Genomic DNA, 24,874 nt, shown 5'->3' with positions numbered 1-24,874 from the left:
CGATTACCCCCGTAGATCCAGTGCGATGTCGAGGGCCGGCGCCGAGTGCGTGAGCGCTCCCACCGCAAGGTAGTCAACGCCAGTTTCGGCCACAGCACGGGCCGATTCCAAGGTCAACCCTCCACTAGCCTCAAGCTTCGCCCGATTTCTCACGATGTGGACGGCTTGGGCGGTCTCCTCGACCGTGAAGTTGTCGAGAAGGATCTCCTCGGCGCCTTCTTCGAGCACCGGGCCGAGCTGATCGATCCGGTCCACCTCCACCTCGATCGGCAGCTCCGGATAGCGCTCTCTCACCGCGCGGAACGCCTCGGCCACGCCACCGGCGGCCACCACGTGGTTGTCCTTGATCAGCGCCGCGTCCGACAGGGACATCCGGTGGTTGACGCCGCCGCCGCACCGCACCGCGTACTTCTCCAGTGCCCGCAGCCCGGGCAGCGTCTTGCGGCTGTCACGCACCCTCGCCCGGGTGCCGCTGACCGCCTCGACCCACCTTCCGGTCAGTGTCGCGATGCCGGACAGGTGCGTGACCAGGTTGAGCGCGGTGCGCTCCGCCGTCAGCAGGCCCCTGACCGGGCCCTCCACGGTCATCAGTACGTCGCCCGCCCGGACGCGCTCGCCGTCCTTGGCCCGCCGCTCCGTACGGGCCGCGCCCAGCCGGACGAACACCGCCTCGGCCACGGCCAGCCCGGCGACGATGCCGTCCTTGCGGGCCACCACGTCCGCGACCGCGCGCTGCTCCGCCGGAATGGTGGCCAGGCTCGTCACGTCGCCCGCCTCCTGGAGATCCTCGGCGAGCGCCCGGTCGATCAGCGCGTCGATCTCCGCCGGATCCAGCCCGGCGGCGGCGAGCTCCTGCGCCAGTCGCGGCGGCGTGGTGTCGCCGTGCGGCGTGTACGTCATCTGGGGCCCCTCCTCGGTCAGGGTCACGTCCAGGTGGCCCAGCCAGTCATTGTCGTCTCGGTCGGGGAAGTCCTCGCGCCAGTGCGAGCCGCGGGTCTCCAGCCGGGCCCAGGCGGCGCCGACCAGCACGGTGGCGACGGTCAGCAGGTTCGTGGCCTCCCACGACTCCGTACACGGCTGCACCTGGACGGGGGTCCAGCGGGCGTCGCGGAGCGCCCGCGCCGTCTCCGCGAGCGACTCGCGGCTGCGCAGCACGCTCGCTCCCCCGCTCATGCGGGCCTGGACCTTGGTACGGATCCGCGGGTCGGCCAGGCCCGTTGCCGTCTGAGCCCGCTGTATCGGCGCCTGCTCCCCGGCCCCGCTCACCGCGTGGATGTCCGCGGCGATGCGCTCGGCGAAGACCAGGCCCTCCAGCAGCGAGTTGGACGCGAGCCTGTTCGCGCCGTGCACGCCCGTGCAGGCGACCTCGCCGCACGCGTACAGGCCCTCGATGGAGGTACGGCCGTGCAGATCGGTCCTGACCCCGCCGCTGGCGTAGTGGGCGGCCGGGGCGACGGGGATGGGCTCGGTGGCCGGGTCGATGCCGTGCTCGCGGCAGACCGCGTAGATCGTGGGGAAGCGGGTCTTCCACCGCTCCGCGCCGAAGTGGCGGCCGTCGAGGAAGACGTGGCTCTGCCCGCTCTCGCGCATCGTGCGCATGATGGCCTTGGCGACGACGTCGCGCGGCGCCAGGTCGGCCAGCTCGTGCACGCCGTTCATGAACGCGCGGCCCTCGTGGTCGATCAGGAAGGCGCCCTCGCCCCTGACCGCCTCGGAGATCAGCGGCTGCTGCCCGGTCGACTCCTCGCCGAGCCACAGCACCGTGGGATGGAACTGGACGAACTCGATGTCACGCACCACGGCCCCCGCCCTGAGCGCGAGCGCGACGCCGTCGCCGGTGGAGACGACGGGGTTCGTGGTGGACGCGTACACCTGCCCCATGCCGCCGGTGGCCAGCACGACCGCCCGCACGTGCACCGCGCCCACGCCGTCGCGGGCGCCCTCGCCCATGACGTGCAGCGTCACGCCCCTGGCCCGGCCGCGCGCGTCCGTCAGCAGGTCGAGGACCAGCGCGTGCTCGATGACCTCCACCGCGCCCGCCCTGACCGCCTCGACCAGCGCCCGCTGCACCTCGGCTCCGGTGGCGTCGCCGCCCGCGTGCACGATCCTGTCGCGCCGGTGGCCGCCTTCCCGGGTGAGCTGGAGCTCGCCGTCGGGGGTCCGGTCGAACCGGGCGCCGCGCTCCATCAGCCGCCGCAGCGCGCCCGGCCCCTCGGTCACCAGCGTCCGTACGGCCCGTACGTCGCACAGGCCCACTCCGGCGATCAGCGTGTCGCTCAGGTGCTCGTCGGGGCTGTCGCGCGGGTCGAGCACGGCCGCGATCCCGCCCTGGGCCCATCGGGTCGACCCGGACGAGAGCACGTCCTTGGTGACGACGAGGACCTTGGCCGCGGGATCCAGCTCGGCATAGCGCAGGGCCACGGTCAGCCCCGCGATGCCGGAGCCCACGACGACCACGTCCGCCTCGGCGATCCAGCCGGGATCGGGGGCCGTCAGTCGGAGGGGAATCGCCGGTGCACTCATGGAGTCTCCTCATTGAGGCGATTTCGTCAACATGACGATAACCCACGAGCGAAGGTGGTGCCTCCGGGGGGTGGCTCAGCCCTCCGGGTACGCGTAGAGCTGTGGCGATGCCTCTGTCAGGCCGGATCGAGCGACAGGACGGCGTTGTCGATCAGCCGGGTGGTGCCGACCTTGGCGGCCACCGCCAGCACCGCCTCGCCCCGATACGACTCGCTCACCTCGGCGAACGTGGCCGGATCGACGAGCACCAGGTAGTCGAGCGCGAGCCGGGGAGCCGCGCCCTCGAGCACGGCCAGCGCCGCCGCCCGGATCCTGGCCGGGACGGGCTCAGCCGCCCCTTCCGCAAGGGCCGCCGCCTCCGCCGCGCCCGCCCGTAGGGCCCTGGAGAGCGTGAGAGCGACCTGCCGCTCGTCGGCGGACAGGTAGCGGTTGCGGCTCGACAGCGCCAGGCCGTCTGGCTCGCGGACGGTCGGCGCGCCGACGATGTCGATCGGCAGGTCGAGGTCGGCGACCATTCTGCGGATCATGGCGAGCTGCTGGGCGTCCTTCTGCCCGAAGACCGCCACGTCGGGCTGGACGAGGTTGAACAGCTTGAGCACCACGGTGAGCACACCGTCGAAGTGGCCGGGCCGGACGGCGCCCTCGACGATCGTGCCCATCTCGCCCGACTGGACGCTGACCTGGCGACCGGCGGGGTACATGTCGTCGGCCGACGGGGCGAAGACGACGTCCACGCCCTCGGCCCGGCACGCCTCCAGGTCCGCGTCGAACGTCCTCGGATAGCGGGAAAAATCCTCGTTTGGCGAAAATTGCAGAGGATTGACGAAGATGCTGACCACGACGTGGTCGGCGCGGACGCGGGCCTCGCGGATCAGGGAGCGGTGACCCTCGTGCAGCGCACCCATGGTGGGCACCAGCGCGACGCTCCCCTCGCCGCGCGCCTTGACCAGGTCGGTGCGGTTCTTGGCGACGATCAGGTCCATATGTTGCCTCCGAGCGCGTCGAGCAGGCGCTCGGCCTCTTCGGGCTTCAGCAGCCCCGCGGCGAGCGCGCGGTCCGCCGTGAGCCTAGCGAGGGCGATGTAGGCGTCGGCCGCCTCGGGTGCCGCCAGGATCAGCGCGTCCACATGCTTGCGTACGGTGCCCGCGTCGCCCCGCACCACCGGACCGGTCAGCCCGGCGATGCCGAGCCGCAGCACGTTGTCGAGCGCCGCGCCGAGCAGCGGGCCGAGCATGATGCCCGGGTGCTCCACACCGATGCCCCGCAGGAGCTCCTGCGACTCGGCGATGAGCGTGACCATGTGATTGGCCGCCCCGGCCAGGGCCGCGTGGTAGAGGGCGCGGTCGGAGTCGGCGATCCAGACCGGCTCGCCGCCCATCTCGATCACCAGGGCCTCGGCGATGGGCCTGAGCGTGTCGGGCGCCGTCACGCCGAACGAGATGCCGGTGATGCGGTTGAGGTCGTCGTCCCTCCCGGTGAACGTCATCACCGGATGGAGCGCGAGCGGCAGCGCGCCCGCCCTGGCGGCCGGCTCCAGCACCGACAGCCCGTACGCGCCGCTGGTGTGCACGAGCAGCTTGCCCCGCAGGTCCGCGCCGGTCGACGCGAGACCGTTGACCAGATCGGGCAGCGCGTCGTCAGGCACGGTGAGCAGGATCAGCCCGGCCGTCTTGACGACCTCCTCGGGCCGGGTCGGCCGCACGCCGAGCCGCTCCGCCGCCCACCGGTGCGAGGCGTCGGAGACTCCGCTGGCGGCGACCACATGGTGTCCGGCCTGCGCCAGTGCGGCACCGAGCACCGAACCCACCTTGCCCGCGCCCAGCACGCCCACGGCCAGCCGCGCCGGCCGATCCCCTGCGTCCATGACGTCCACCCCTGTCGACCCTGATGGCACTGCCGCCCAGAGTAACGGCCGTTCGCGACTGCGTACGTGACCAGGCTTTTGCCGCATGTTGAGTTACCCACAAAAGGGACAAGGGCATACAAAACATGCACCCCCTGTCGGAAGAGATGAGGAGAGGGGTTCATCTCGTGGTGGCGGGCGCCGAGTTGACGACCCGACGCCCGCGTTGATCTACGGGGGGCCTACTTCGTGAGATAGTCCAGGGCATGTGGCTCACCTGGCGCGCCGCGATGCAGCACGCGCTGTACGGCGAGGACGGTTTCTACCTCCGCGAGCGCCCTTCGGGCCACTTCCGTACGTCGGTCAGCGCCTCGGCCGCCTTCGCCGACGCGGTTCTGGCCCTGCTCACCCAGGTCGACGCCGACCTCGGCGCCCCGGACAGCATCGACCTGGTCGACATCGGCGCGGGAGAGGGCGCCCTGGTCGCCCGCGTACTCGACGCCGCCGACCCAGGGCTGCGCGCCAGGCTCAACATCACCGCCGTCGACCTCTCGCCCCGACCCGACGACCTGCCCAAGAGCATCGACTGGCGGCCCCGGATCCCCTCCGTCATCACCGGGCTGGCGATCGCCAACGAGTGGCTGGACAACGTCCCGCTCGACGTGGCCGAGCAGACGGCCGATGGGCCGCGGCTGGTTCTGGTCGACACCGAGACGGGTGAGGAGCGGCTGGGCGACCCCGTGTCCGACACCGACCGCGCCTGGCTCGACCGGTGGTGGCCGTCGCTGGGCCGTATCGGCTCGCGCGGGGAGATCGGGTGCCCTCGGGACGCCGCGTGGGCGGCCGTGGTGACCCGGCTCAGGAGGGGTCGCGCGGTGGCCATCGATTATGCACACCCTGTGGATAACCGTCCGTGCCATGGCACACTCACCGGCTACCGAGATGGTGCGGTCGTCGCGCCCATCCCCGACGGCACCTGCGACATCACCGCTCACGTGGCGCTCGACGCGTGCGCGGAGGCCGGGCGGCGGGCCGGTGCGATATCCACAGGCTTGTCCACACAGCGCGATGCGCTAAGGGCTCTGGGGGTCACCGGCACGCGTCCGCCCATCGACCTCGCGCACGCCGATCCGACGGCCTACCTCCGGGCGCTGGCCTGCGCCTCGGAGGAGGGCGAGCTGATCGACCCGAGGGGGCTCGGCGGCTTCGGCTGGCTCGTCCAGGAGCGCCTCTGACCCGTCGGCGAAGCTACTTCCACCCCCGGAGGGAGCTCCTCCCCAGGGACCCCAGCCACGGCGGACCGGCTACTTCCGCTCCCCCCGAAGGGGGTTCCTCCCCAGGGACCCCAGCCACGACGGACCGGCTACTTCCGCTCCCCCCGAAGGGGGTTCCTCCCGAGGGACCACAGCCACGACGGACCGTCACAGAGACCGTGACAGTCGTGAGGAGGGGACCCCCTCCGGAGGAGCGGAAGCGGACGGTCCGCTGTGGCTGACGTCCTTAGGAGGGGACCCCCTCCGGGGGAGCGGACCGTCCGTCGGGGCCGCGCTAACCCGTCGTCAGGTCGAGGGACTTCAGGCCGCGGATGACGTAGCCCGGCTTCCATTCCGGCTCGCTGACGAGCTCCAGCTTCGGCGCCCGTTCCAGCAGGGCGCCGAACGACTCGATCAGCTCGATGCGGGCCAGCGGCGCGCCCAGGCAGAAGTGGATCCCCGCCCCGAAGGAGATGTGCGGGTTGTCCGGCCGTCCCACGTCGAGCCGGTCAGGGTCATCGAACACCGCCTCGTCGCGGTTGGCCGAGCCGAACAGCAGCGCGACCTCGGCCCCGCGCGGGATCTCGACCCCGTGCACCTCGATGTCCTCCAGCACCCACCGCTCGAACATCTGCAGCGGCGTGTCCCAGCGCATCAGCTCCTCAACGGCCGTGGGCAGCAGACTCCGGTCCTCGCGCAGGCGTACCAGCTCGGCGGGGTTCCTGAACAGGGACCACCAGCCGTTGCCCGTCACGTTCACGGTCGCCTCGTGACCGGCGTTGAGCAGCAGCACGCAGGTGCCGACCAGCTCGTCCTCGGTGAGCTCCTCGATCGCCGCGAGCGCGCTGATCAGGTCGTCGCCCGGCCGGACGGCACGCTCGCGGGCCAGGTCCGCGAGGTAGGCGGCGAACTCCGCCGCCGCCTTGGCGGCCACGTGCTGCGACTCCACGCTCGGGTTCAGCTCGTACATCCGGCAGATGTCGGCCGACCAGGGGCGCAGCAGGTGCCGGTCCGCCTCGGGTACGCCGAGCATCTCCGCGATGACGGTCACCGGCAGCGGCTCGGCCACCTCGGCGATCAGGTCGCCGCCGCCTTTCTCGACGAACGCCCCGACCAGCCCCTCGGCGATCGCCCTGACCCGGGGGCGCAGCGACTCGACCATGCGCGGGGTGAACGCCTTGGAGACCAACCGGCGCAGCCTGGTGTGCACCGGCGGCTCGACGTCGAGCATGCCGGCCCTGGTCACCCGCCAGAACGGCTCCTGGAACGCCGGCTCCTCCGGCCTGCCGAACTCCTCGTGCGTGGCCACGTGAAGGTAGGAGCGGCCCAGGCGACGGTCTCTGAGCAGCGCGTTGACGTCCGCGTGCCGGGAGATCAGCCACTGCCCCGTCGGCTCGAAGTAGCTGACGGGGGCCTCACGCCTCAGCTCCGCGTACGCGCCGTAGGGGTAGGCAACAAAATCCGGATTCCAGGGATCGAATCGCACTTTTTCATCTTATGAGGAGGTTTGCTTGGCGTGCCTGCTCCGCATCCGGATGTTGAGCAGCTCCACGATCACCGAGAAGGCCATCGCGAAGTAGATGTAGCCCTTGGAGATGTGCTGGCCGAGCCCCTCGGCGATGAGCACCACCCCGATCAGCACCAGGAACGCCAGAGCCAGCATCTTGATGCTCGGATGCTTGTCCACGAACCTGCTGATCGGCCCGGACGCGAACAGCATGACCAGCACCGCCACGATCACCGCGGCGACCATCACGCCGAGCTCGTCCACCATGCCCACGGCGGTGATCACCGAGTCGAGCGAGAACACCACGTCCAGGATCATGATCTGCACGATCACCGAGGTGAACGACGTGACGGCCCGCCCCTTGCCGCCCTCCTCCTTCAGCTCCATGCTGTGGCCGATCTCGGTGACGCTCTTGGCCAGCAGGAACAGGCCGCCCAGCAGCAGGATCAGGTCACGCCCCGATATCCCGTAGCCGAAGACCTCGAACAACGGCGTGGTCAGCCGGACCACCCACGACAGCGCCAGCAGCAGGAGCAGCCGGCTGATCAGCGCCGCGCCCAGGCCCATGACCCGGGCCTTGTCGCGCTGCTCCGGCGGCAGCTTCCCGGCCAGGATGGAGATGAAGATGATGTTGTCGATGCCAAGAACGATCTCTAGTGCGACCAGGGTGAAAAACCCGATCCAGATCTGAGGGTCGGCCACCCAGTCCAGCATTAGGTACTCCTCACAGCAGGGGTTTCAGTTACCAACGAGGCAGGGGCCGCATAAGTTCGCGGTTGCGATTCATGGCCGGGTGTCGGTTATAGTGCGGATGTAGGTCATGAGTGCCAGCGCACAGCCCCGGCTTGCTGGCCGGCAACCCTCGCGTCCGCGGCGGGGTGCCCCGGGTGAAGACCTGGTCCGCCACGAGGTGTGGTGGGCAAGCGCGGGCTCGCTGGGTGTTCCGGGGGTCCGATGGCCCCAGGAGGTTCGCCGTGTCCACGTTGACGATCTTCAGCTCCCTGCCCGCCCAGGCCACCGACGCGCCGGCCGTCGAGCGCGCCCGTCCGATCCCCGCCGTGCTGGGCGCCGATCTGGAAGTGCCGGTCAAGGGCGGCAAGCTGGTGACGTACGCCAACCTCGACTACGCGGCGAGCGCCCCTTGTCTGGAGCCGGTCAGCGCCGCCGTCACCGCCGCGCTCCCGGCCTATTCCAGCGTGCACCGCGGCGCGGGTTACGCCTCCCAGCTCACCACCGCCCGCTACGAGCAGGCCCGCCACACGGTCAGGGCCTTCGTCGGCGCCCGCCCCGACGACGCCGTGATCTTCACCCGCAACACCACTGACGCGACGAACCTGCTGGCCCGCTGCCTGCCCGAGGGCACGACCGCGGTCGTCTTCGACACCGAGCACCACGCCTCCCTGCTGCCCTGGACGCGGTCCGTACGCCTGGCGCCGCCCGCCTTCCCCGGCGCGGCCGTCCGCGCCGCCGACGAGGCCCTGGCCGGGATCGACGGCCCCAAGCTGCTCGTGGTCACCGCCGCCTCGAACGTCACCGGCGAGCTCTGGCCCATCGCCGCCCTGGCGCACATCGCGCACCGCCACGGAGCCCGCATCCTGGTGGACGCCGCCCAGCTGGTGCCGCACCGGCGGCTCAACCTGACCGCGCTCGACCTCGACTACGTCGCCTTCTCCGGGCACAAGCTCTACGCGCCCTTCGGGGCCGGGGTGCTGGTCGGCCGCCGTGACTGGCTCTCCTCCGGCGAGCCGTACCTCAAGGGCGGCGGCGCCGTACGCTCCGTCGACGAGGACATCGAGTGGCACGAGGACGCCGAGCCGCGTCACGAGGCGGGCACCCCGAACGTCCTGGGCGCCATCGCCGTGGCCGCCGCCTGCGACGCGCTCAGCGCGACCGGCTGGACCGCGCTGGTGCGCGAGGAGGAGCGGCTGATCGCCCGGCTCCGGTCCGGGCTGGCCGCGATCGAGGGCGTGCGCGAGCTGTCGCTGTGGGGGGCGGACCAGCCGCGCGTGGGCATCGTCTCGTTCGTCGTGGACGGACACTCGGCGCGCGAGGTGGCCGAGGTGCTGTCGGGCGAGTACGGGATCGGCGTGCGTGACGGCAAGTTCTGCGCGCACCCGTTCGTCCGGCACCTGCTCGGTACCGCCGATGGCGGCTGCGAGGACGACACGGCCTCCGCGGTCCGCGCCTCGATCGGCATCGGCACCACGGAGGAGCACGTGGACCGCCTCGTCGACGCCCTCCGCGACCTCGCCGCCCGCTGAGGTCAGGCGCTCGGTGAACGTCCGTGTGACGGCTCGTCCACGTTCCTCATGTCATCGTCCCGGGCCGTCGGTTGCACCGGCCTGGGGGCGGTGTCCGCCTCCGATGGGGCCTCCGGCCTGATGGAGGTGGCCGGCGCGTGGCCGGCGAGATCCTGCTCGGCCGCGCGACGCTCGGCGCGCCGCCGGTAGCTGTTGTGCAGGATGCCGTCGATGCCGAGCCGGCCACCGCCCACCGCCACGAGCAGCAGGCAGGCCACGGCCAGCGCGCCGGCGAGCTCCCAGCCGCCGTTCTGGATCAGGACACCGCGGGCGCCGTGGACGAAGATGATCGCGCCCAGCATGTTGACCACCAGCCCGAGGGCCGCCAGCCGGACCAGCAGGCCGATGATGAGCAGGATCCCGCCGACGGTCTCGACGAGGATGGCGAACCCGGCCGAGAGCCACGGCAGCGGAATCCCCATCTGGTTGAAGGCGGCGGCCGTGACCGGTACCCCGATCTGCATCTTCTGCCATCCGTGGGTCACGAAGATCACACCGATCACCACCCGCGAGATCAGGGCGGCAAGATCGAAAAGAATTCTTTGCACGGTTTTCTCCCCCCGTTCCCGATGTTCCTCCCCTGTCCAGTGGGCGGAATGCACCGATATAGGGTTCCTTGACCTCTTCCTGTGCTGGATCACCACGACTGCCGGTGGCAGCATTGCCATATGACGGAACGCGTGGTCGGGATCGGCGTCGGGGCGAAAGAGCTGGCCACCGAGGACATGATCCTCAATATCGGCCCGCAGCACCCGTCGACGCACGGGGTGCTCAGGCTGCGGCTCACCCTCGACGGTGAGCGCATCGCCACGGCCGAGCCGATCATCGGCTATATGCACCGGGGCGCGGAGAAGCTGTTCGAGGTCCGCGACTACCGGCAGATCATCATGCTGGCCAACAGGCACGACTGGCTGGCCGGGTTCGCCAACGAGCTGGGCGTCGTGCTGGCCGCAGAGCGCATGCTGGGCATGGAGGTGCCGGTACGGGCCGTGTGGGCGCGCACGCTGCTGGCCGAGCTCAACCGGGTGCTGAGCCACCTGATGTTCCTCGGCTCGTACCCGCTGGAGCTGGGCGCGATCACGCCCATCTTCTACGCCTTCAACGAGCGCGAACGCATCCAGGCCGTGATGGAGGAGATCTCCGGCGGCCGGATGCACTACATGTTCAACCGGGTCGGCGGGCTGAAGGAGGACCTGCCGTACGGCTGGCTGGACCGGGTTTCCGAGACCGTCGCCGAGACCCGGCGCCGGGTGCCCGACATCGAGAATCTCATCCTCGACAACGAGATCTTCCTGGCCCGTACCAAGGGCGTCGGCGTCCTGACCCGCGAGCAGATCCTGCAGTACGGCGTGAGCGGCCCCATCGCCCGCGCCTCCGGCGTCGACCTCGACCTGCGGCGCGACCAGCCGTACCTGGCCTATCCCGAGCTGCCGGTGAAGGTGGTCACGCGCGGCGCGGGCGACTGCCACGCCCGCTTCGAGATCCTGCTCGACCAGCTCAGAGTCTCGCTGGACCTCGCCGACGCGTGCGTCGACCGGCTGCGCTCGCTGCCGCCGGGCCCCATCAACCAGCGGCTGCCCAAGGTGCTCAAGGTGCCGGAAGGCCACACGTACGCCTGGACCGAGAACCCGCTCGGCATCAACGGCTACTACCTCGTGTCCAAGGGGGACAAGACTCCATGGCGGCTGAAGCTGCGCTCCGCGTCCTACAGCAACATCCAGGTGCTCCGGGAGATGCTGCCCGGGCATCTGGTGGCCGACATGGTGGCGATCCTCGGCTCGATGTTCTTCGTCGTGGGTGACATCGACAAGTGACCGACGTCGCGACTCCGCAGCGGGACAAATATGTCGACTGGCTGCGCGCTCTCAGTCTGATCGTGGTGGTGGTGTGGCACTGGGCGTTCACCATCCTGCAGTGGAAGCCCGAAGGGCCCGAACCGACCAGCCCGCTCGGCTTCACCTCGGGGTTGTGGATACTCACCTGGCTGCTTCAGGTGCTGCCGCTCTTCTTCTACGTCGGCGGCCACGTACACCTGCTGTCGTGGAGCCGCGCCCAGGCCCGCGGCATCGGCATCGGCCGGTTCGTCTGGCGGCGCATCCGCGCGCTGGCCGCGCCCGCGCTCGTGCTGTCGGGCGTGTGGATCACCATCGGCGCGGTCGTGACCTGGATGTTCCACGTCGAGTGGATGTGGCGGGTGGTGCTGCTGGTGCTCAGCCCGCTCTGGTTCCTCGGCGTCTATCTGGTGCTGATCGCGCTGCTGCCCGTGGCGTTGTGGCTGCACCGCCACTACGACGTGCTGGCGCTCATCTGGCTGGGCGGCGCCGCCCTGGTGATCGACGTGGTCCGCTTCCGATACGGCGTCGAGTGGGTCGGCTGGCTGAACATGATCATCGTTTGGGGGCTGGCCCACCAGGCCGGCTTCTTCTACGACCGGATCGTCATCCTGCCCAGGCGCTATGACGTGGGGGTCCTGTGGACCGGGCTGTTCGCCCTGTTCGGCCTGGTCTACTCGGGCATCTATCCGGGCTCGATGGTCGGGGTGCCGGGCGACAAGTGGTCGAACATGGCGCCGCCCACCTTCGTCATCGTGGCGCTGCTGCTGTTCCAGATCGGCCTGGTGGAGGTGTTGCGGCCGTCGATGGAGCGTGTCCTGGAGAAGCCCGGGTGGCGCCGGGTCAACGGCACCATCAACCGCTACGCCCTGCCGCTGTTCCTCTTCCACACCACGGGGATGGCGATCGCGCTGGGTCTGCTGTGGTGGTTCTTCGGCACGCTCGGCGGCGAGGTGCCACCGGACCTCAGATGGTGGCTGGAACGCCCGCTCGCCATCCTGGGCCCGCTGATCTGCACCCTCCCGGTCATCTACCTCTTCGGCCGCAAACGAGCCCCTGCCGAACAAGTGCCTGACAAGAGTTGACCATGGCCGCTAGCTTGGGCCCATGACGGCCGGCATCGGGTTCCTGGCTACTCCGGAGGATGAGCGCATCATCCAGGCCGCCATGCGGGAGGGCGAGCAGGCGAGTGACGTGATCCGGCGCGCGCTCCGCCTGCTCGAACGGGAGGTCTGGCTCACGCGGGCCCGCGCCGACGCCGTACGCCTGGCCGACGAGGACCTGTCCGAGGAAGCGAACGCCTGGTGATTCGCGGCGCCATCTACCTGGGCCTCTGATCCTCCGGGTCCTTCGGGATGCGGCAGGCGTGCTCCAGGAAGAGGGCGGCGGCGATCAGCACCACGAACGCCAGCAGCGAGCCCACCGCGACGAAGAACTCGAACCGCGGCGTCTCCCTGGTGAACAGCTGAACCGTGTGCAGGACGAACCCACCGAAGACGCCCGCGAACACCGCACCCACATAGGCCGACGCCTTGCCCAAGGCCGCCAGCCGGGCCACCGCCAGCGGCTCGACCGGCTTGGTGTCAGGTTTGCGGTCGATCCGGGCCTTCGTCACCCACCCGCTGTAGGCCTCTCCGAGGGCCAGCAGCAGGACGGTGGGGATGGCGGTCCACGGCACGATGGGCAGGTCGGCGTAGAACTCCCTGACCACCATCCAGGCGACCAGCGCCACGACGACGATGATGCCGACCAGCAGGCCGGGGCGAGTGGGCCTCAATCCGGACTCTGCAGCTTGAGGTCAGCGCGCAGCCGTACGCCGCTCTGGTCGAGGTCCGTGAGCAGGTCGGCGACCTGACCCTGGCCGGGCAGCACGCCGCCGGGGTCCACGTCCGCCCACGGGACGAGGACGAAGGCCCGCTCGTGCGCGAGCGGGTGCGGCAGCGTCAGGTCGGGGTCGTCGGAGACCGTGTCACCCACGACGATCAGGTCGATGTCGAGCGTGCGCGGACCCCAGCGTTCGTTGCGCTCCCGCCCGAAGGCGTTCTCGACGCCCTGCGCCCGCTCCAGCAGCGCCTGCGGCTGGAGCGAGGTCTCGGCGATGACGATCGCGTTGAGGTAGGGGCGCTGCCCGGCGGGACCGCCGACCGGGTCGGTCTCATAGACGGGCGAGCTCGCGACGAACTCCAGCCCCGGTGCGTCGAAAAGGGTGTCGATGGCGTCCTGCAAGGTCTGGAAGCGCCGTCCGAGATTGCTACCGAGAGACAGTACGACGTTCACGTGCTACTCCTCTCGCTCACCTACAGCTCACCACGTTTCATTCGCGACTCCGTTGAATGGTGACGACCACGTCGTCGAACGGCAGCGGGATCGGTGCCGCGGGCTTGTGCACACTCACCTCGACCGACTCCACCAGGCCGGCGGCCAGGCACACGTCGGCCAGGCGCTGCGCGAGCGTCTCGATCAGCTCGACCGGCTCGCCTTCCACCACGGCGACCAGCGCCTGGGCGAGCTCACCATAGTGGACCGTCTTGCCGAGGTCGTCGGAGGCGGCGGCGGGGGCGGTGTCGAGGAACAGCGTCGCGTCGACCACGAACTCCTGACCCAGCTCACGCTCGGCCGCCAGCACGCCGTGCCGGCCCCTGGCCCGCAGGCCCTTCAGCGTGATGCGATCAGACCTCAAGCTCGCCTTCCTCCTCGTCGTCGTCACCCTGGAGCACCGGCGAACCGTGATGCATCCACAGCCGCCAGCCCTGCGCCGTGCGCACGTAGACGTTACTGGCCACCACCTTGCCGGCGGCGAAGCTGGACTCGCCCTCCTCGCCGGCGGTGAGGATGTTCTCGACGCAGGTGAGCACGGCCACGTCGCCCAGCACAGTGGTGTTGACGTCGGTCAGCACGAACTGGATGTAGGTGGTGTTGGCCATGATGAGCGCCCAGGAGCGCAGCACCTCGGACCGCCCCGAGAGCAGGGTCCAGCCCGGATGTACGCAGCTGACCTGCTCGTCGGCGGAGTCCTCGGCCCAGATCTCGGTCATCTTGTCGAGGTTGGCGTCCTCGATCGCGAGATAGAAGTCCTGGTTGACCGTCTCGATCGCGGCGGTGTCGACACTCATGTGTTGGCTCCGGGTCTCTTCCATGCGGCGGCCACGCGCACGGCATCGGCATTGGGACCTACTTCGTGCACTCGTACGCACCAGGCACCGGCGTGCGCGGCCAGCGCCGTCACGGCCACCGTGGCGGAATCACTGCCGCTGAACGGGCGCGGCGTGCCGTCGGCGTCGGCGAGCAGCCGCCCCAGGAACCGCTTGCGCGAGGCCCCGATCAGCAGCGGATAGCCGAGCTCGGCCAGCTCCCCCATCCCGGCGAGCAGCTCCCAGTTGTGCGCGGGGTTCTTGGCGAAGCCCAGCCCGGGGTCGAGCACGATCTGCTCCTCGGACACGCCCTCGGCCAGCACCAGGTCGACCCGCTTGGCGAGCTCCTCGCGCACCTCGGTCACGACGTCGTCGTAGACGGCCCGGCGGTCCATGTCATGGCTGTGGCCGCGCCAGTGCATCACCACGTAGTCGACGCCGGTGTCGGCCACCACGCGCGGCATCTCGGGATCGGCCAGCCCGCCGCTCACGTCGTTGACCAGCCTCGCCCCCGCCTCCACCGCCGCCTTGGCGACCTCGGCGCGCATGGTGTCGACGCTGACCGCCACTCCCTCGGCGCTGAGCGCCCTGATCACCGGCACGACGCGGGCCAGCTCCTCGTCGAGCGGCACTCTGGCGGCGCCGGGGCGGGTGGACTCGCCGCCCACGTCGACGATGTCGGCCCCCTCACAGACCAGCTCCAGCCCGTGCCGGACAGCGGCCGCCTCGTCGAACCACAGGCCCCCGTCGGAGAACGAGTCCGGCGTGACGTTGACCACGCCCATGACGAGGCACCGCGCCTCTGCTCCGACAACCATGCCCCAAGCCTAGGCGGTCATGGTTGATGGGGTCTGTGGAGGGTGCCCACACGCAAATAACAATCCGATCAGTGCCACAGGCTCGCCGACTGGTGCTTATCGGTGCAAAGTCAGCACGCTTATCGGTGCAGGATCAGCGCCATCGCCTCGGCGCGGGTCTTGTCGCTCGTACGGAAATCTCCGCGCACCGCCGAGGTCACCGTCTTCGCGCCCGGCTTGCGGACACCGCGCATGGTCATGCAGAGGTGCTCACACTCCACCACCACGATCACCCCGCGCGGCTCCAGCACGCGCATCAGCGCGTCGGCGATCTGCGAGGTCATCCGCTCCTGCACCTGGGGGCGGCGGGCGAAGACATCCACCAGGCGGGCCAGCTTGGACAGCCCGGTCACCTGGCCGCGCTCGTTGGGGATGTAGCCCACGTGGGCCACCCCGTGGAAGGGCACCAGGTGGTGCTCGCAGGTGGAGTAGACCTCGATGTCCCTGACGAGCACCATCTCGTCGTGGTCGACGTCGAAAACCTTGTTGAGCACGCTCTCCGGCGTCTGTCCGAGGCCGGAGAACTGCTCGGCGTAGGCCCGGGCCACCCGAGAGGGCGTGTCGAGCAGGCCGTCACGGTCGGGATCCTCGCCGATGGCGTAAAGGATCTCGCGGACGGCCTTCTCGATCCGGCCCAGGTCTACGTCTTGCGAACTCACGCACTGTCTCCAGAGGGCAGCGCGTCCTGGTGACTGGCCGCGGCGAGCGAGCCGTTGGCCGACTGCTCCTTCGGGGTCAGGATCGGCGGGCGGTCCGAGGGGAGCCGCTTGCCGTAGCCCGCGTAGGACGGGCGGTGCTCCTTGACCACGACCGAGGCGAAGACCTCCAGCACCTGGTCGCGGGAGAGCGTCTCCTTCTCCATGAGCTGCAGCACCAGGTTGTCGAGCACGTCGCGGTATTCGACCAGGATGTCCCACGCCTGGTCGTGCGCCGTCTCGATCATCCGGCGGACTTCCTCGTCGATCGTCGAAGCGATCTTCTCGGAGTAGTCGCGCTCGTGGCCCATCTCGCGGCCCAGGAAGACCTCGGCCTGGCCGGAGCCGAACTTACGGGCGCCGAGCTGCTCGCTCATGCCGTATTCGGTCACCATGCGGCGGGCGACCGCCGTGGCCTTCTCGATGTCGTTGGAGGCGCCGGTGGTGGGCTCGTGGAAGACGAGCTCCTCCGCCGCGCGACCGCCGATCAGCATCGCGAGCTGGTCCATCATCTCGGACCTGGTGGCCAGGAACTTGTCCTCCATCGGCAGCGTCATGGTGTAACCCAGGGCGCGGCCACGGGACAGGATCGTGATCTTGTGGACCGGGTCGGAGTTGGGCAGCGCGTGCGCCACCAGCGCGTGACCGCCCTCGTGGTAGGCGATCATCTTCTTTTCCTTGTCGGACATGACCCGCGACTTGCGCTCGGGTCCTGCCATGACGCGGTCGATCGACTCCTCGAGGATGTCCATCGAGATCAGCTTCTTGTCGGCGCGCGCGGTGAGCAGCGCCGCCTCGTTGATCACGTTGGCCAGGTCGGCACCGGTGAACCCGGGCGTGCGACGCGCGATGACGTCGAGGTCGACCGCCGGCTCGAACGGCTTGCCGCGACCGTGGACCCTGAGGATGCCCTTGCGGCCCTCCAGGTCGGGACGGTCGACGGTGACCTGGCGGTCGAATCGGCCCGGACGCAGCAGCGCCGGGTCGAGGATGTCGGGCCGGTTGGTCGCGGCGATGAGGATCACGCCGCCCTTGACGTCGAAGCCGTCCATCTCGACGAGCAGCTGGTTGAGCGTCTGCTCGCGCTCGTCGTGACCGCCGCCCAGGCCCGCGCCGCGGTGCCGGCCGACGGCGTCGATCTCGTCGATGAAGATGATCGCCGGCGCGTTGGCCTTGGCCTGCTCGAACAGGTCGCGGACCCGCGAGGCGCCGACGCCGACGAACATCTCGACGAAGTCGGAGCCGGAGATCGAGTAGAACGGCACGCCGGCCTCACCCGCGACCGCGCGGGCGAGCAGCGTCTTGCCGGTGCCGGGCGGGCCGTACAGCAGCACGCCCTTGGGGATCTTCGCCCCGATCGCCTGGAACTTGGCCGGGGCCTGCAGGAACTCCTTGATCTCCTGGAGCTCCTCGATGGCCTCGTCGGCGCCCGCGACGTCGGCGAAAGTGGTCTTGGGGGTGTCCTTGGTGATCAGCTTCGCCTTGGACTTGCCGAAGCTCATGACCCGCGAGCCGCCGCCCTGCATCTGGTTCATGATGAACAGGAAGATGAGGACGATGAAGACGATCGGCAGGAAGCTCACCAGGATGCTGACCAGGAAGTTCTCCTGGGGCACCTCGGTGGTGAAGCTCTTGGTCGTGCCCGCCTGAACCTGCGCCTGCAGCTCTTCGGTCAGCTTCGGCCCGTAGCCGGCGACCCAGTCAGACTGGATCATGTTGGTCGCCGTGTCACCCGGCCTGACCGTGATCGGCTTGATCAGCGTCAGCTCGATGCGCTGATCCTTGTCGACAATCTTGGCGTTGCTTACATTGCCGGTGCGAATCTGCTGGAGGACTGTGGACGTGTCGGCCTGCTTGAAGTTGCCGCCGCCGCTCCAGAGCTGGGTGACGAGCAGGAGCAGCACGACGATGCCCAGGATCCACAGCAGTGGCCCACGTGTAAATCGCTTGAGATCCATCCGATGCGGAACCCCTTGCGGGCCCGTCCCTTCCTGACCATGGCCTGGAACCCCGGGAATTCCCAGGGCCGCGGCATCCGACGCCGCGACTTCTGACTACCCGAAGGGGACGCTTGGTCACCCTCCCGGAGTTCAGAAGGTACACCGGGGAAGCGCGCGGAGGGACCGCCCGCTACACCGGTCTTGCCCTACCAACGTACGTCAGGTGGCGCGGTGTTCCCGGCGCCTACTTGTAAACATGGGGAGCCAAGGTGCCGATGAAGGGGAGATTGCGGTAACGCTCCGCGTAGTCGAGGCCATAACCGATGACGAACTCGTTGGGGATGTCGAAGCCGACGTACTTCACGTCGATCGGCACCTTTACCGCGTCGGGCTTGCGCAGAGCGGCGCAGATCTCCAGCGAGGCCGGGTTGCGCGACTTGAGGTTTTCCAGCAGCCAGTGAAGGGTCAGCCCCGAGTCGATGATGTCCTCGACGATCAGCACGTGGCGGCCCATGATGTCGGTGTCGAGGTCCTTCAGCACCCGCACGACACCGGACGACTTCGTGCCCGCGCCATAGGACGACACGGCCATCCAGTCCATCTGGACGGGCACGTGCAACGCCCTGGCCAGGTCGGCCATCACCATGACCGCGCCCTTCAACACGCCCACGAGCAGGAGCTCCGTGCCCGCGTAGTCGGCGTCGATCCGCCCGGCAAGCTCTTTCACCTTGGCCTGGAGCTCGTCCTGGGGAATCAGGACTTTCTCGAGGTCCTTGCCCATATCGGCAGCGTCCACCTGTGGTTCCTTACGGGATGGGACTGATGGCGAGTATCAGGGTGTCATACCGCCGCACAGCGGCCAGACCCCCGGGTAGATCCACGGCCTTCTGCCCGCGCCAGGCCGTGATGAGCCGGTCGACGGCACGTACGTGGGTCGCGGAGAGGGCTCCGGACGGTGTTCCCGCCGCGATGGCCGCCCGCCGCAGGACCCGCCGCCTGACGGCGCCTGGGAGGCGTTCCAGCTCGGGTACGGACAGCGTCACCGAACCGGTGATATCGCTTAGAGCGCAATTCTGATATGCCGTGTCGGCCCATTCGTCAAGGGCGTCGGCGTCGTCCCGGGCGAGATCGGCGGTCCTGGCGAGCGCGTCGGCCACGCCGGGCCCCAGCTCCGACTCCAGCAGCGGGAGCACCCTGGTCCGTACCCGTACGCGGGTGTAGCGGGGGTCCTCGTTGTGCGGATCGTCCCAAGGGCTGAGGCCGAGCGCCGCGCACGCGGCGACGGTGGTGGCACGGGAGAGGGACAGCAGCGGCCTGCGGTAGCGGCCGGTCACCGGGGCCATGCCGGACAGCGATCTGAGCCCGCTCCCCCTGGCCAGGCCGAGCAGCACGGTCTCGGCCTGGTCGTCCCTGGTGTGACCGAGCAGCACGGTCGCGGCCTGGAGCCGGTCGGCCGCCTCGGCGAGCGCGGCGTAGCGGGCGTCTCTGGCCGCCGCCTCCGGGCCGCCGGACGTGCCGACGTCGACGGTGAGGATCTCGGCCTGGTCGAGGCCCAAGGCCGGGGCCAGCGCGGCCACCGTCTCGGCGCGGGCGGCGGAGCCCTCCTGGAGCTGGTGGTCCACCGTCAGCAGCCCGGCCTTCAGGCCCGCGCGCGGCGCGACGAAGCCGAGCGCGGCGGCGAGCGCGAGGGAATCGGCTCCCCCGCTGCACGCCGCCAGCACGAGCGCGCCGTCGCCGATGTCGGCCAGCGCCTCACGGACGGCCCTTCGGACGTCCGCGACGGCCGGGTGCGGGCCCATGACGAGTCAGGCGGGCAGGGCGTTGGTGCCGATGACGCGGCGTACCCAGGCGCTGGGGTCGGTGATCTCGGGTGTCGTCGGCAGGGTCTCGGGCGAGGTCCAGACGCGGTTGAAGCCGTCCATGCCGGCCTGGTCCACCACCGCGCGGACGAAGGCCGAGCCCTCGGCGTACTGCTTCATCTTGACCTCGATGCCCAGCAGCCGCCGGACCGTGCGGTCGAGGCGCGAGCCGCCCTCGCGGCGATGGGCGAACTTGGCGCGGATGTCGGCCACCGACGGCACCACCGAGGGGCCGACGGCGTCCATGACGTAGTCGCCGTGCCCCTCGACCAGTGTCATCACGGCCGTGAGCCGGTCGAGGATCTCCTTCTGGCCGGGCGACTGGATGGCGTCGATGAGGTTGCCCTCGCCGCCGCGCACCACGTCGGCCACCGTGTCGGCGGCGGTGCGCAGCCGCTCCAGCAGCGTGCCCAGGTCGAGGTCGGAGGCCAGCAGGAACTCGGTCATCTGCGAGCGGATGTATTCGCGCAGCCACGGCACCCCGGTGAACTGCACCCGGTGCGTCTCCTCATGCAGGCACACCCAGAGGCGGAAGTCGTGCGGGTCGACGTTCATCTCGCGCTCGGCGTGCACGATGTTGGGCGCGACGAGGGTCAGACGCCCGGCCGGCTCGCGGCCCGTCGGGTCCGGCGGCAGGAACAGCTCATATTGGCCGAGCACCCGCGAGGCGAGGAAGGCGAGCACCGCGCCCACCTCGACGCCGGTGATGCGGGAGCCCACGGCCGTGACGAACGCCGGCGGCGGGTTGGCTCCGGCGCCGACCCGCTCGGTGAGCGGTTCGAGCACCACGCGGAAGCCCTCGACGTTGGCCTTGATCCAGCCGGGACGGTCGACGATGGTCGCCGCCTGCGGCGCGGTCTCAGTGTGAATCTTGGTGAACTCGCGTACGTGGCCCTCGGCCTCACGTGACAGCGCGCGGAGCTCGGTGACGGCCTGCCTGGCCTCCTCCCGGCTCACCTGAGGACCGGGGCGCACCAGGCGCGTGCCGGTCGTGACGGCCAGATCCCAGTCGATCACCTGCATACCGTCCACCGTACGTGGTTCTTGTCAGGCCCGCGAAGAAGCGCCGGTGTCTGGAGTGAGGAGGGAGGGAGCGAAGCGACTGACCGACGATCGGAAGACACCGGATCCCAGCGACTGAGCCGCGATCCGAAGGATCGCCATCAACACAGCGAAGAAGCACCTTCATGATCTCGCGACGATTGCGGCGAGTCTGTCCAGCACCGGTTCGGCGGTGCTCGGGACGCGGTCGGCCAGGAAGGCGAAGGTGACCAGGCGCCCTTCCTTGGTGGTGGCCATGCCGGCCAACGTGTTGACGTTGTTGAGGGTGCCGGTCTTGGCGCGTACGAGGCCGACCTGGCCCTTGCTGTCGCCGCCGGTGAAGCGTCTGCCGTTGCCCAGGGTGCCGGAGAACCCGGCGATCGGCATGCCGGAGGCGATGGGGTGCAGGTCGGGGTGGGACGCGGCGGAGGCGATCGCGATGACCCGGGCCATCGCGTCGGCGCTGATGCGGTTGCGCGCGGACAGGCCGCTGCCGTCGAAGACCTGTACGCCCTTGGCCGCGCCGAGCCGTTGCAGCACCCCGACCACGGCCTTGGTCGCGCCCTCGAAGGACGCCTGCTGGCCTTCCTTGATGGCGACGTGCCTGGCCAGCGCCTCGGCCAGGTCGTTGTCGCTGAACGTCAGCGTGTGCTCGACCAGCGCGTAGAGCGGCGCCGAGTCGACCCGGCCGAGCTCGGCGGCCCCGGCGGGTGCCTTGCCCGGTCGTACCGACTTGCCGACGCTCACGCCGTACTTGGTCAGGAGCCGGGCGAACGCGGCGGCGGCGTACTGCGGCGGGTTGGACACGCGCGGCTGCCGCGCGGTGGGGTCGCGCCGTCCCTCGTCGATCGCCAGCGCGTAGACCGGCGCCACCTCGCCGTCGGGCACGTAGCCCGGCTTCCATCCGGGCGCCAGCGTGGAACCGGTGAACAGGGAGGCGTCGTAGGAGAGCGTGACCTTGGTGACGCCCTTGGCCTTCAGCGCGGCGGCGGTGCGCGAGGCCAGCGTGGCGAGCGACGCCTGCTTGGGATAGGACAGGGACTTGGCCGACGGCCCGGCGAGCGTCGGATCCCCGCCGCCCACCAGCACGATCGAGTTGGCCGACTGGCCCTGCGTCACCCGGGTGGACAGGCGGGTGTCGGGACCGAGCGCGGCCAGCGCGGCCGTGCAGGTGACCAACTTTGTGGTGGAGGCCGGAGTGATGCCGACGTCGGGGTTAGCGGCGAATACCTGCTCGCCGGTGGCCGCGTCGAGGACCACGGCGCCCACCCGAGCGCCCAGCGCTTCGTCACCCAGGGCGCGGGTGAGCTGCTGGGTCAAAGTACGCTTAGTAGTGAGAGGTCCGTCTCCGGCCCTCACCTGGAGTTGGGCCAGCACCGGCCCCGCGGTGACCACGGAGACGGGGGGAGACCCTTGAGGAGACGCTGTCGGCTCGGTCGGTGACGATCCCCTCGTCAGCGCGCCCAGGCTGAAGTCGTTGGTCATCGCATAGAGGCCGATGACGATCGTCAGCACCTGGAGCATGGCGAGAGTGGTCAGCATCACCCACCGCTCGTGCCGCGCCACGTCGCCTGACCTCTCTCCTGGTGTTCGCCTACGAGACATTAACGCCCACTCGGCGTGAGCGGAGGAACCGCGGTGGAGTTCGACGTTGTCGTTGAGATTCCCAAGGGACAACGGAACAAGTATGAAGTGGACCACGAAACCGGTCGCATCAGGCTTGACCGGCTGCTGTTCACCTCTACGCAGTACCCCGCCGACTACGGCTTCATCGAGCACACCCTCGGTGAGGACGGCGACCCGCTCGATGCGCTGGTGCTGCTCCAGGAGCCGACCTTCCCGGGCTGTTACATCAGCTGCCGCGCGGTGGGGATGTTCCGGATGACGGACGAGAAGGGCGGCGACGACAAGGTTCTGTGCGTCCCGGCCACCGACCCGCGGATGGAGCACATTCGCGACATCCATCACGTGCCGGAGTTCGACCGGCTGGAGATCCAGCACTTCTTCGAGGTCTACAAGGACCTGGAGCCCGGCAAGTCCGTCGAGGGCGCCAACTGGGTGGGCCGGATGGAGGCCGAGGTCGAGATCAAACGCTCCTTCCAGCGCGCCAAGGACGAAGGTCACTGAGTTGATGGCGATCCTTCGGATCGCGGCTCAGTCGCTGGAATCCGGCGTCTTCCGATCGTCGGTCAGTCGCTACGCTCCCTCCCTCCTCACTCCAGACACCGGCGCTCCTTCGCGGGTCACTGGGGCCGGGTGGCGCCCACCAGGTCTCCTCGCCACATTGAGGCGACCCGCACCACGTCGCCGGTCTGTGGCGCGTGCACCATCAGCCCGTCGCCCACGTACATGCCGACGTGGTGGATCGTGCTCGGGTCGCTGCTGACGTAGCCGAAGAACAGCAGGTCGCCGCGGCGCAACTGGTCGAGCGGCACGTGCGGGCCCGAGGTCCACTGCGTGCCGGTCCAGTGGTCGATCCCGACGCCCGCCTGCTCCCAGGCGCGCATGGTCAGGCCCGAGCAGTCGAAGCTGTCCGGGCCGTCGGCCGCCCACACGTACGGCTTGCCGAGCTGGGTCAGCGCCCAGTTGGCCGCGACGTCGCCCATGAGCGAGCCGGACGCGTGCAGCCCGCGGCTGAGGCGCGCCTGCGCCAGCGCCGCCTCCCGCCGCCTGGCCAGCAGGTTCGCGTGGGTACGCGCGGCGTCGACCCGCCGCTGCCACGCGGCGCGCTCGACCTCCAGCCCTCTGGTCTCACGCTTCTGCGCGGCGACGGCCGCCTCGGCGGCGACCTTCGCCTGCCTGGCGCGCTCGGACACGGCCTCGTGCTCGGCGTAGGCGTCGGCCGCCGCGCTCCGCAGGATGGCGGAGACCTCCTGGGCGTCGCGCATCCGGTCGAGCACCGCGCCCTGCTCGCTGCTGAGCTGCTCCAGGACGCTCGCCCGGTGCAGGAAGCCGTCGGTGTCGCCGATGTCGGTCATCATGCCGAGCATCGGCGTGATCATGTCGAGCCCGCTGTAGCCCTGCGCCGCGAGCAGCGCGACGGGCGCGCGGGCCTTCTCCACCTCGGCGTCGGCCAGCGCCAGCCGGGCCTGGGCCTGGTCGCGGGCCCGCCTGGCGCGTTCGAGGTGGACGAGCTCCCCGTTGTACGCCTCCACCAGCCGCTCCGCCCCGGCCGCGAGATCGTCGAGCCGTGACTGGGCCTCGGCGAGCCGCGCGCTCGCGGTGCCCAGTTGCCGCGTACGATCCCGTACGGCGTGGCGGGCCTGCATCACCTTCCGGCGGGACGGCCCGGGAGCCGCGTCGGCCGGCGGGCACAGGGTGACGACCAGGCAGACTGCCATGAGTCCGGCTCTGATGGCGTGCATAGTGCACACAGTTCCCGCCTGTCACTCTGTGTAATCCTGGTCACTTTCGTAACATCGTCAACGCAGGCGGAACAGGCGCTCTATCCACGGCCGCACACCCACCGGGATCGGGCTCGTACCCCGGGGATAGGTGAAGACCGGCGTCTGCGTCCCGTAGGCGGCGTGCAGCTCGGCCGCCCGGCACCAGTCGGCGCCCGCCCGTGCCGCGGCCCAGGCGGCCGCGATGGCCGGGCGGGACTCCGGATGGCGGTCGAAGGTCTGGTAGAGGGTCATCGTGGCGGCGGCGGCCACCGACCCGTCGCCGGGGTAGGCGGTGCCCGCCAGGTAGGGGGCGGCGACCCGGCCGCCGTGGCAGGTGCCGAGCGCCCAGGTCCAGTTGGCGAGCACGAGGCCGAGCACGGGTTCCGGCACCGCGGCGGCGGCCGCGTACAGGCGCTCCTGGCGCTGCCCGGTCAGGCGGCGCGAGGACCAGAGCCAGCCGAGCTCGGCGGGCGGGCCGGGCGGCTCGCTCCCGGAGAGCCAGGACAGGACTGCGAGGCCGCGGGCGGTGCGCAGGCGGCACAGTTCGAGGACGTCCCGGAGCATGCGGGGGCCCTGATCGAGCCAGGTGGGCCAGGCGACGTGATGGCTCCTGGTCATCAGCTCGGCCCGCTCCTCGCTGACCGGCAGGGGACAGACCCGGCAGCCCAGTTGAGGGTCCTCGCGCAGTTGGTACGCCTCCATGCAGG

Annotated in this window: 25 protein-coding genes and 1 riboswitch; of the genes, 6 read left to right on the top strand and 19 right to left on the bottom strand. The window is 70.1% G+C overall.

The window, feature by feature from the left end; genetic code table 11:
• Window positions 1-3 precede the first annotated feature (3 nt).
• The 3 genes from ACQP2T_RS01865 to ACQP2T_RS01855 form a co-directional block, all read right to left on the bottom strand.
• The gene (locus ACQP2T_RS01865) at window positions 4-2,523 is read right to left on the bottom strand and encodes an L-aspartate oxidase (RefSeq protein WP_433514466.1); all 2,520 of its coding nucleotides are present in this window, start codon (window positions 2,521-2,523) and stop codon (window positions 4-6) included.
• Between the two features lie 116 nt (window positions 2,524-2,639).
• Window positions 2,640-3,506 (bottom strand): pantoate--beta-alanine ligase, encoded by an 867-nt coding sequence (panC, locus tag ACQP2T_RS01860; RefSeq protein ID WP_433514465.1) that lies wholly within the window; start codon window positions 3,504-3,506, stop codon window positions 2,640-2,642.
• A complete protein-coding gene (locus tag ACQP2T_RS01855) occupies window positions 3,497-4,387 on the bottom strand; it encodes a Rossmann-like and DUF2520 domain-containing protein (protein ID WP_433514464.1) in 891 nt (296 codons plus the stop codon). The genes panC and ACQP2T_RS01855 overlap by 10 nt, the downstream gene beginning before the upstream one ends.
• A gap of 245 nt (window positions 4,388-4,632) precedes the next feature.
• Here ACQP2T_RS01855 and ACQP2T_RS01850 point away from each other — a divergent pair, with 245 nt between their 5' ends.
• Entirely contained in the window at window positions 4,633-5,601 is a 969-nt protein-coding gene (locus ACQP2T_RS01850) for an SAM-dependent methyltransferase (RefSeq protein ID WP_433514463.1), read from the top strand.
• Window positions 5,602-5,914: 313 nt separating this feature from the next.
• Here the strand turns inward: ACQP2T_RS01850 and ACQP2T_RS01845 are convergent, their stop codons facing one another.
• Entirely contained in the window at window positions 5,915-7,105 is a 1,191-nt protein-coding gene (locus ACQP2T_RS01845; protein ID WP_433514462.1) for a cytochrome P450, read from the bottom strand.
• Between the two features lie 9 nt (window positions 7,106-7,114).
• Entirely contained in the window at window positions 7,115-7,840 is a 726-nt protein-coding gene (locus ACQP2T_RS01840) for a TerC family protein (RefSeq protein ID WP_433514461.1), read from the bottom strand.
• 102 nt (window positions 7,841-7,942) lie between these two features.
• Window positions 7,943-8,058: riboswitch (SAM riboswitch) on the top strand.
• Between the two features lie 42 nt (window positions 8,059-8,100).
• On the opposite strand from ACQP2T_RS01840, the gene ACQP2T_RS01835 reads away from it, so the two are divergent.
• A complete protein-coding gene (locus ACQP2T_RS01835; RefSeq protein WP_433514460.1) occupies window positions 8,101-9,387 on the top strand; it encodes an aminotransferase class V-fold PLP-dependent enzyme in 1,287 nt (428 codons plus the stop codon).
• A gap of 2 nt (window positions 9,388-9,389) precedes the next feature.
• Here the strand turns inward: ACQP2T_RS01835 and ACQP2T_RS01830 are convergent, their stop codons facing one another.
• Window positions 9,390-9,974: a DoxX family protein gene (locus ACQP2T_RS01830; protein WP_433514459.1), complete on the bottom strand. Its 585-nt coding sequence runs from the start codon at window positions 9,972-9,974 to the stop codon at window positions 9,390-9,392.
• 120 nt (window positions 9,975-10,094) lie between these two features.
• Between ACQP2T_RS01830 and ACQP2T_RS01825 the strand changes: the two genes are divergently transcribed.
• The 3 genes from ACQP2T_RS01825 to ACQP2T_RS01815 are packed head-to-tail and all read left to right on the top strand — an operon-like array spanning window position 10,095 to window position 12,566.
• The gene (locus tag ACQP2T_RS01825) at window positions 10,095-11,240 is read left to right on the top strand and encodes an NADH-quinone oxidoreductase subunit D (RefSeq protein WP_433514458.1); all 1,146 of its coding nucleotides are present in this window, start codon (window positions 10,095-10,097) and stop codon (window positions 11,238-11,240) included.
• Window positions 11,237-12,343: an acyltransferase family protein gene (locus tag ACQP2T_RS01820; RefSeq protein ID WP_433514457.1), complete on the top strand. Its 1,107-nt coding sequence runs from the start codon at window positions 11,237-11,239 to the stop codon at window positions 12,341-12,343. Before ACQP2T_RS01825 ends, ACQP2T_RS01820 begins: the two co-directional genes overlap by 4 nt.
• Window positions 12,344-12,365: 22 nt before the next feature.
• The gene (locus tag ACQP2T_RS01815) at window positions 12,366-12,566 is read left to right on the top strand and encodes a hypothetical protein (protein ID WP_433514456.1); all 201 of its coding nucleotides are present in this window, start codon (window positions 12,366-12,368) and stop codon (window positions 12,564-12,566) included.
• Between the two features lie 13 nt (window positions 12,567-12,579).
• Here the strand turns inward: ACQP2T_RS01815 and ACQP2T_RS01810 are convergent, their stop codons facing one another.
• The 11 genes from ACQP2T_RS01810 to dacB all read right to left on the bottom strand — a co-directional run bounded on the left by ACQP2T_RS01810 (window position 12,580) and on the right by dacB (window position 22,347).
• A complete protein-coding gene (locus ACQP2T_RS01810) occupies window positions 12,580-13,035 on the bottom strand; it encodes a DUF3180 domain-containing protein (RefSeq protein ID WP_433514455.1) in 456 nt (151 codons plus the stop codon).
• Window positions 13,032-13,535 (bottom strand): 2-amino-4-hydroxy-6-hydroxymethyldihydropteridine diphosphokinase, encoded by a 504-nt coding sequence (gene folK / locus ACQP2T_RS01805; RefSeq protein WP_433514454.1) that lies wholly within the window; start codon window positions 13,533-13,535, stop codon window positions 13,032-13,034. The genes ACQP2T_RS01810 and folK overlap by 4 nt, the downstream gene beginning before the upstream one ends.
• 37 nt (window positions 13,536-13,572) lie before the next feature.
• Window positions 13,573-13,938: a dihydroneopterin aldolase gene (gene folB / locus ACQP2T_RS01800; RefSeq protein ID WP_433514453.1), complete on the bottom strand. Its 366-nt coding sequence runs from the start codon at window positions 13,936-13,938 to the stop codon at window positions 13,573-13,575.
• Window positions 13,928-14,371: a nuclear transport factor 2 family protein gene (locus ACQP2T_RS01795; RefSeq protein ID WP_214641971.1), complete on the bottom strand. Its 444-nt coding sequence runs from the start codon at window positions 14,369-14,371 to the stop codon at window positions 13,928-13,930. The genes folB and ACQP2T_RS01795 overlap by 11 nt, the downstream gene beginning before the upstream one ends.
• Window positions 14,368-15,174 carry a dihydropteroate synthase gene (folP, locus tag ACQP2T_RS01790; RefSeq protein ID WP_433519695.1) on the bottom strand — a complete coding sequence of 269 codons (807 nt, stop codon included), beginning with the start codon at window positions 15,172-15,174 and terminating at the stop codon, window positions 14,368-14,370. The genes ACQP2T_RS01795 and folP overlap by 4 nt, the downstream gene beginning before the upstream one ends.
• 152 nt (window positions 15,175-15,326) lie before the next feature.
• Entirely contained in the window at window positions 15,327-15,905 is a 579-nt protein-coding gene (gene folE, locus ACQP2T_RS01785; RefSeq protein ID WP_358533581.1) for a GTP cyclohydrolase I FolE, read from the bottom strand.
• A complete protein-coding gene (gene ftsH, locus ACQP2T_RS01780) occupies window positions 15,902-17,899 on the bottom strand; it encodes an ATP-dependent zinc metalloprotease FtsH (protein ID WP_433514452.1) in 1,998 nt (665 codons plus the stop codon). Before ftsH ends, folE begins: the two co-directional genes overlap by 4 nt.
• 226 nt (window positions 17,900-18,125) lie before the next feature.
• Window positions 18,126-18,677, bottom strand: coding sequence for a hypoxanthine phosphoribosyltransferase (hpt, locus tag ACQP2T_RS01775; protein WP_225293318.1), 552 nt, complete (start codon window positions 18,675-18,677; stop codon window positions 18,126-18,128).
• A gap of 10 nt (window positions 18,678-18,687) precedes the next feature.
• A complete protein-coding gene (tilS, locus tag ACQP2T_RS01770) occupies window positions 18,688-19,680 on the bottom strand; it encodes a tRNA lysidine(34) synthetase TilS (protein WP_433514451.1) in 993 nt (330 codons plus the stop codon).
• Window positions 19,681-19,686: 6 nt separating this feature from the next.
• Entirely contained in the window at window positions 19,687-20,763 is a 1,077-nt protein-coding gene (locus ACQP2T_RS01765; protein ID WP_433514450.1) for a zinc-dependent metalloprotease, read from the bottom strand.
• A 162-nt stretch (window positions 20,764-20,925) separates the two neighbouring features.
• The gene (gene dacB / locus ACQP2T_RS01760) at window positions 20,926-22,347 is read right to left on the bottom strand and encodes a D-alanyl-D-alanine carboxypeptidase/D-alanyl-D-alanine endopeptidase (protein ID WP_433514449.1); all 1,422 of its coding nucleotides are present in this window, start codon (window positions 22,345-22,347) and stop codon (window positions 20,926-20,928) included.
• 72 nt (window positions 22,348-22,419) lie between these two features.
• Between dacB and ACQP2T_RS01755 the strand changes: the two genes are divergently transcribed.
• A complete protein-coding gene (locus tag ACQP2T_RS01755; RefSeq protein WP_357653916.1) occupies window positions 22,420-22,908 on the top strand; it encodes an inorganic diphosphatase in 489 nt (162 codons plus the stop codon).
• Between the two features lie 116 nt (window positions 22,909-23,024).
• Here ACQP2T_RS01755 and ACQP2T_RS01750 read toward each other — a convergent pair whose 3' ends face one another.
• Both ACQP2T_RS01750 and ACQP2T_RS01745 read right to left on the bottom strand, forming a co-directional pair.
• Window positions 23,025-24,146 (bottom strand): NlpC/P60 family protein, encoded by a 1,122-nt coding sequence (locus tag ACQP2T_RS01750; protein WP_433514448.1) that lies wholly within the window; start codon window positions 24,144-24,146, stop codon window positions 23,025-23,027.
• A gap of 57 nt (window positions 24,147-24,203) precedes the next feature.
• Window positions 24,204-24,869 (bottom strand): hypothetical protein, encoded by a 666-nt coding sequence (locus ACQP2T_RS01745; protein ID WP_433514447.1) that lies wholly within the window; start codon window positions 24,867-24,869, stop codon window positions 24,204-24,206.
• Between the last annotated feature and the right edge of the window lie 5 nt (window positions 24,870-24,874).

The sequence above is a fragment of the Nonomuraea sp. CA-143628 genome (assembly GCF_050942315.1).
Taxonomy (GTDB): domain Bacteria; phylum Actinomycetota; class Actinomycetes; order Streptosporangiales; family Streptosporangiaceae; genus Nonomuraea.
Note: the sequence above shows the minus strand (reverse complement) of the source record. Positions and strands in the feature narration are given on the sequence as shown.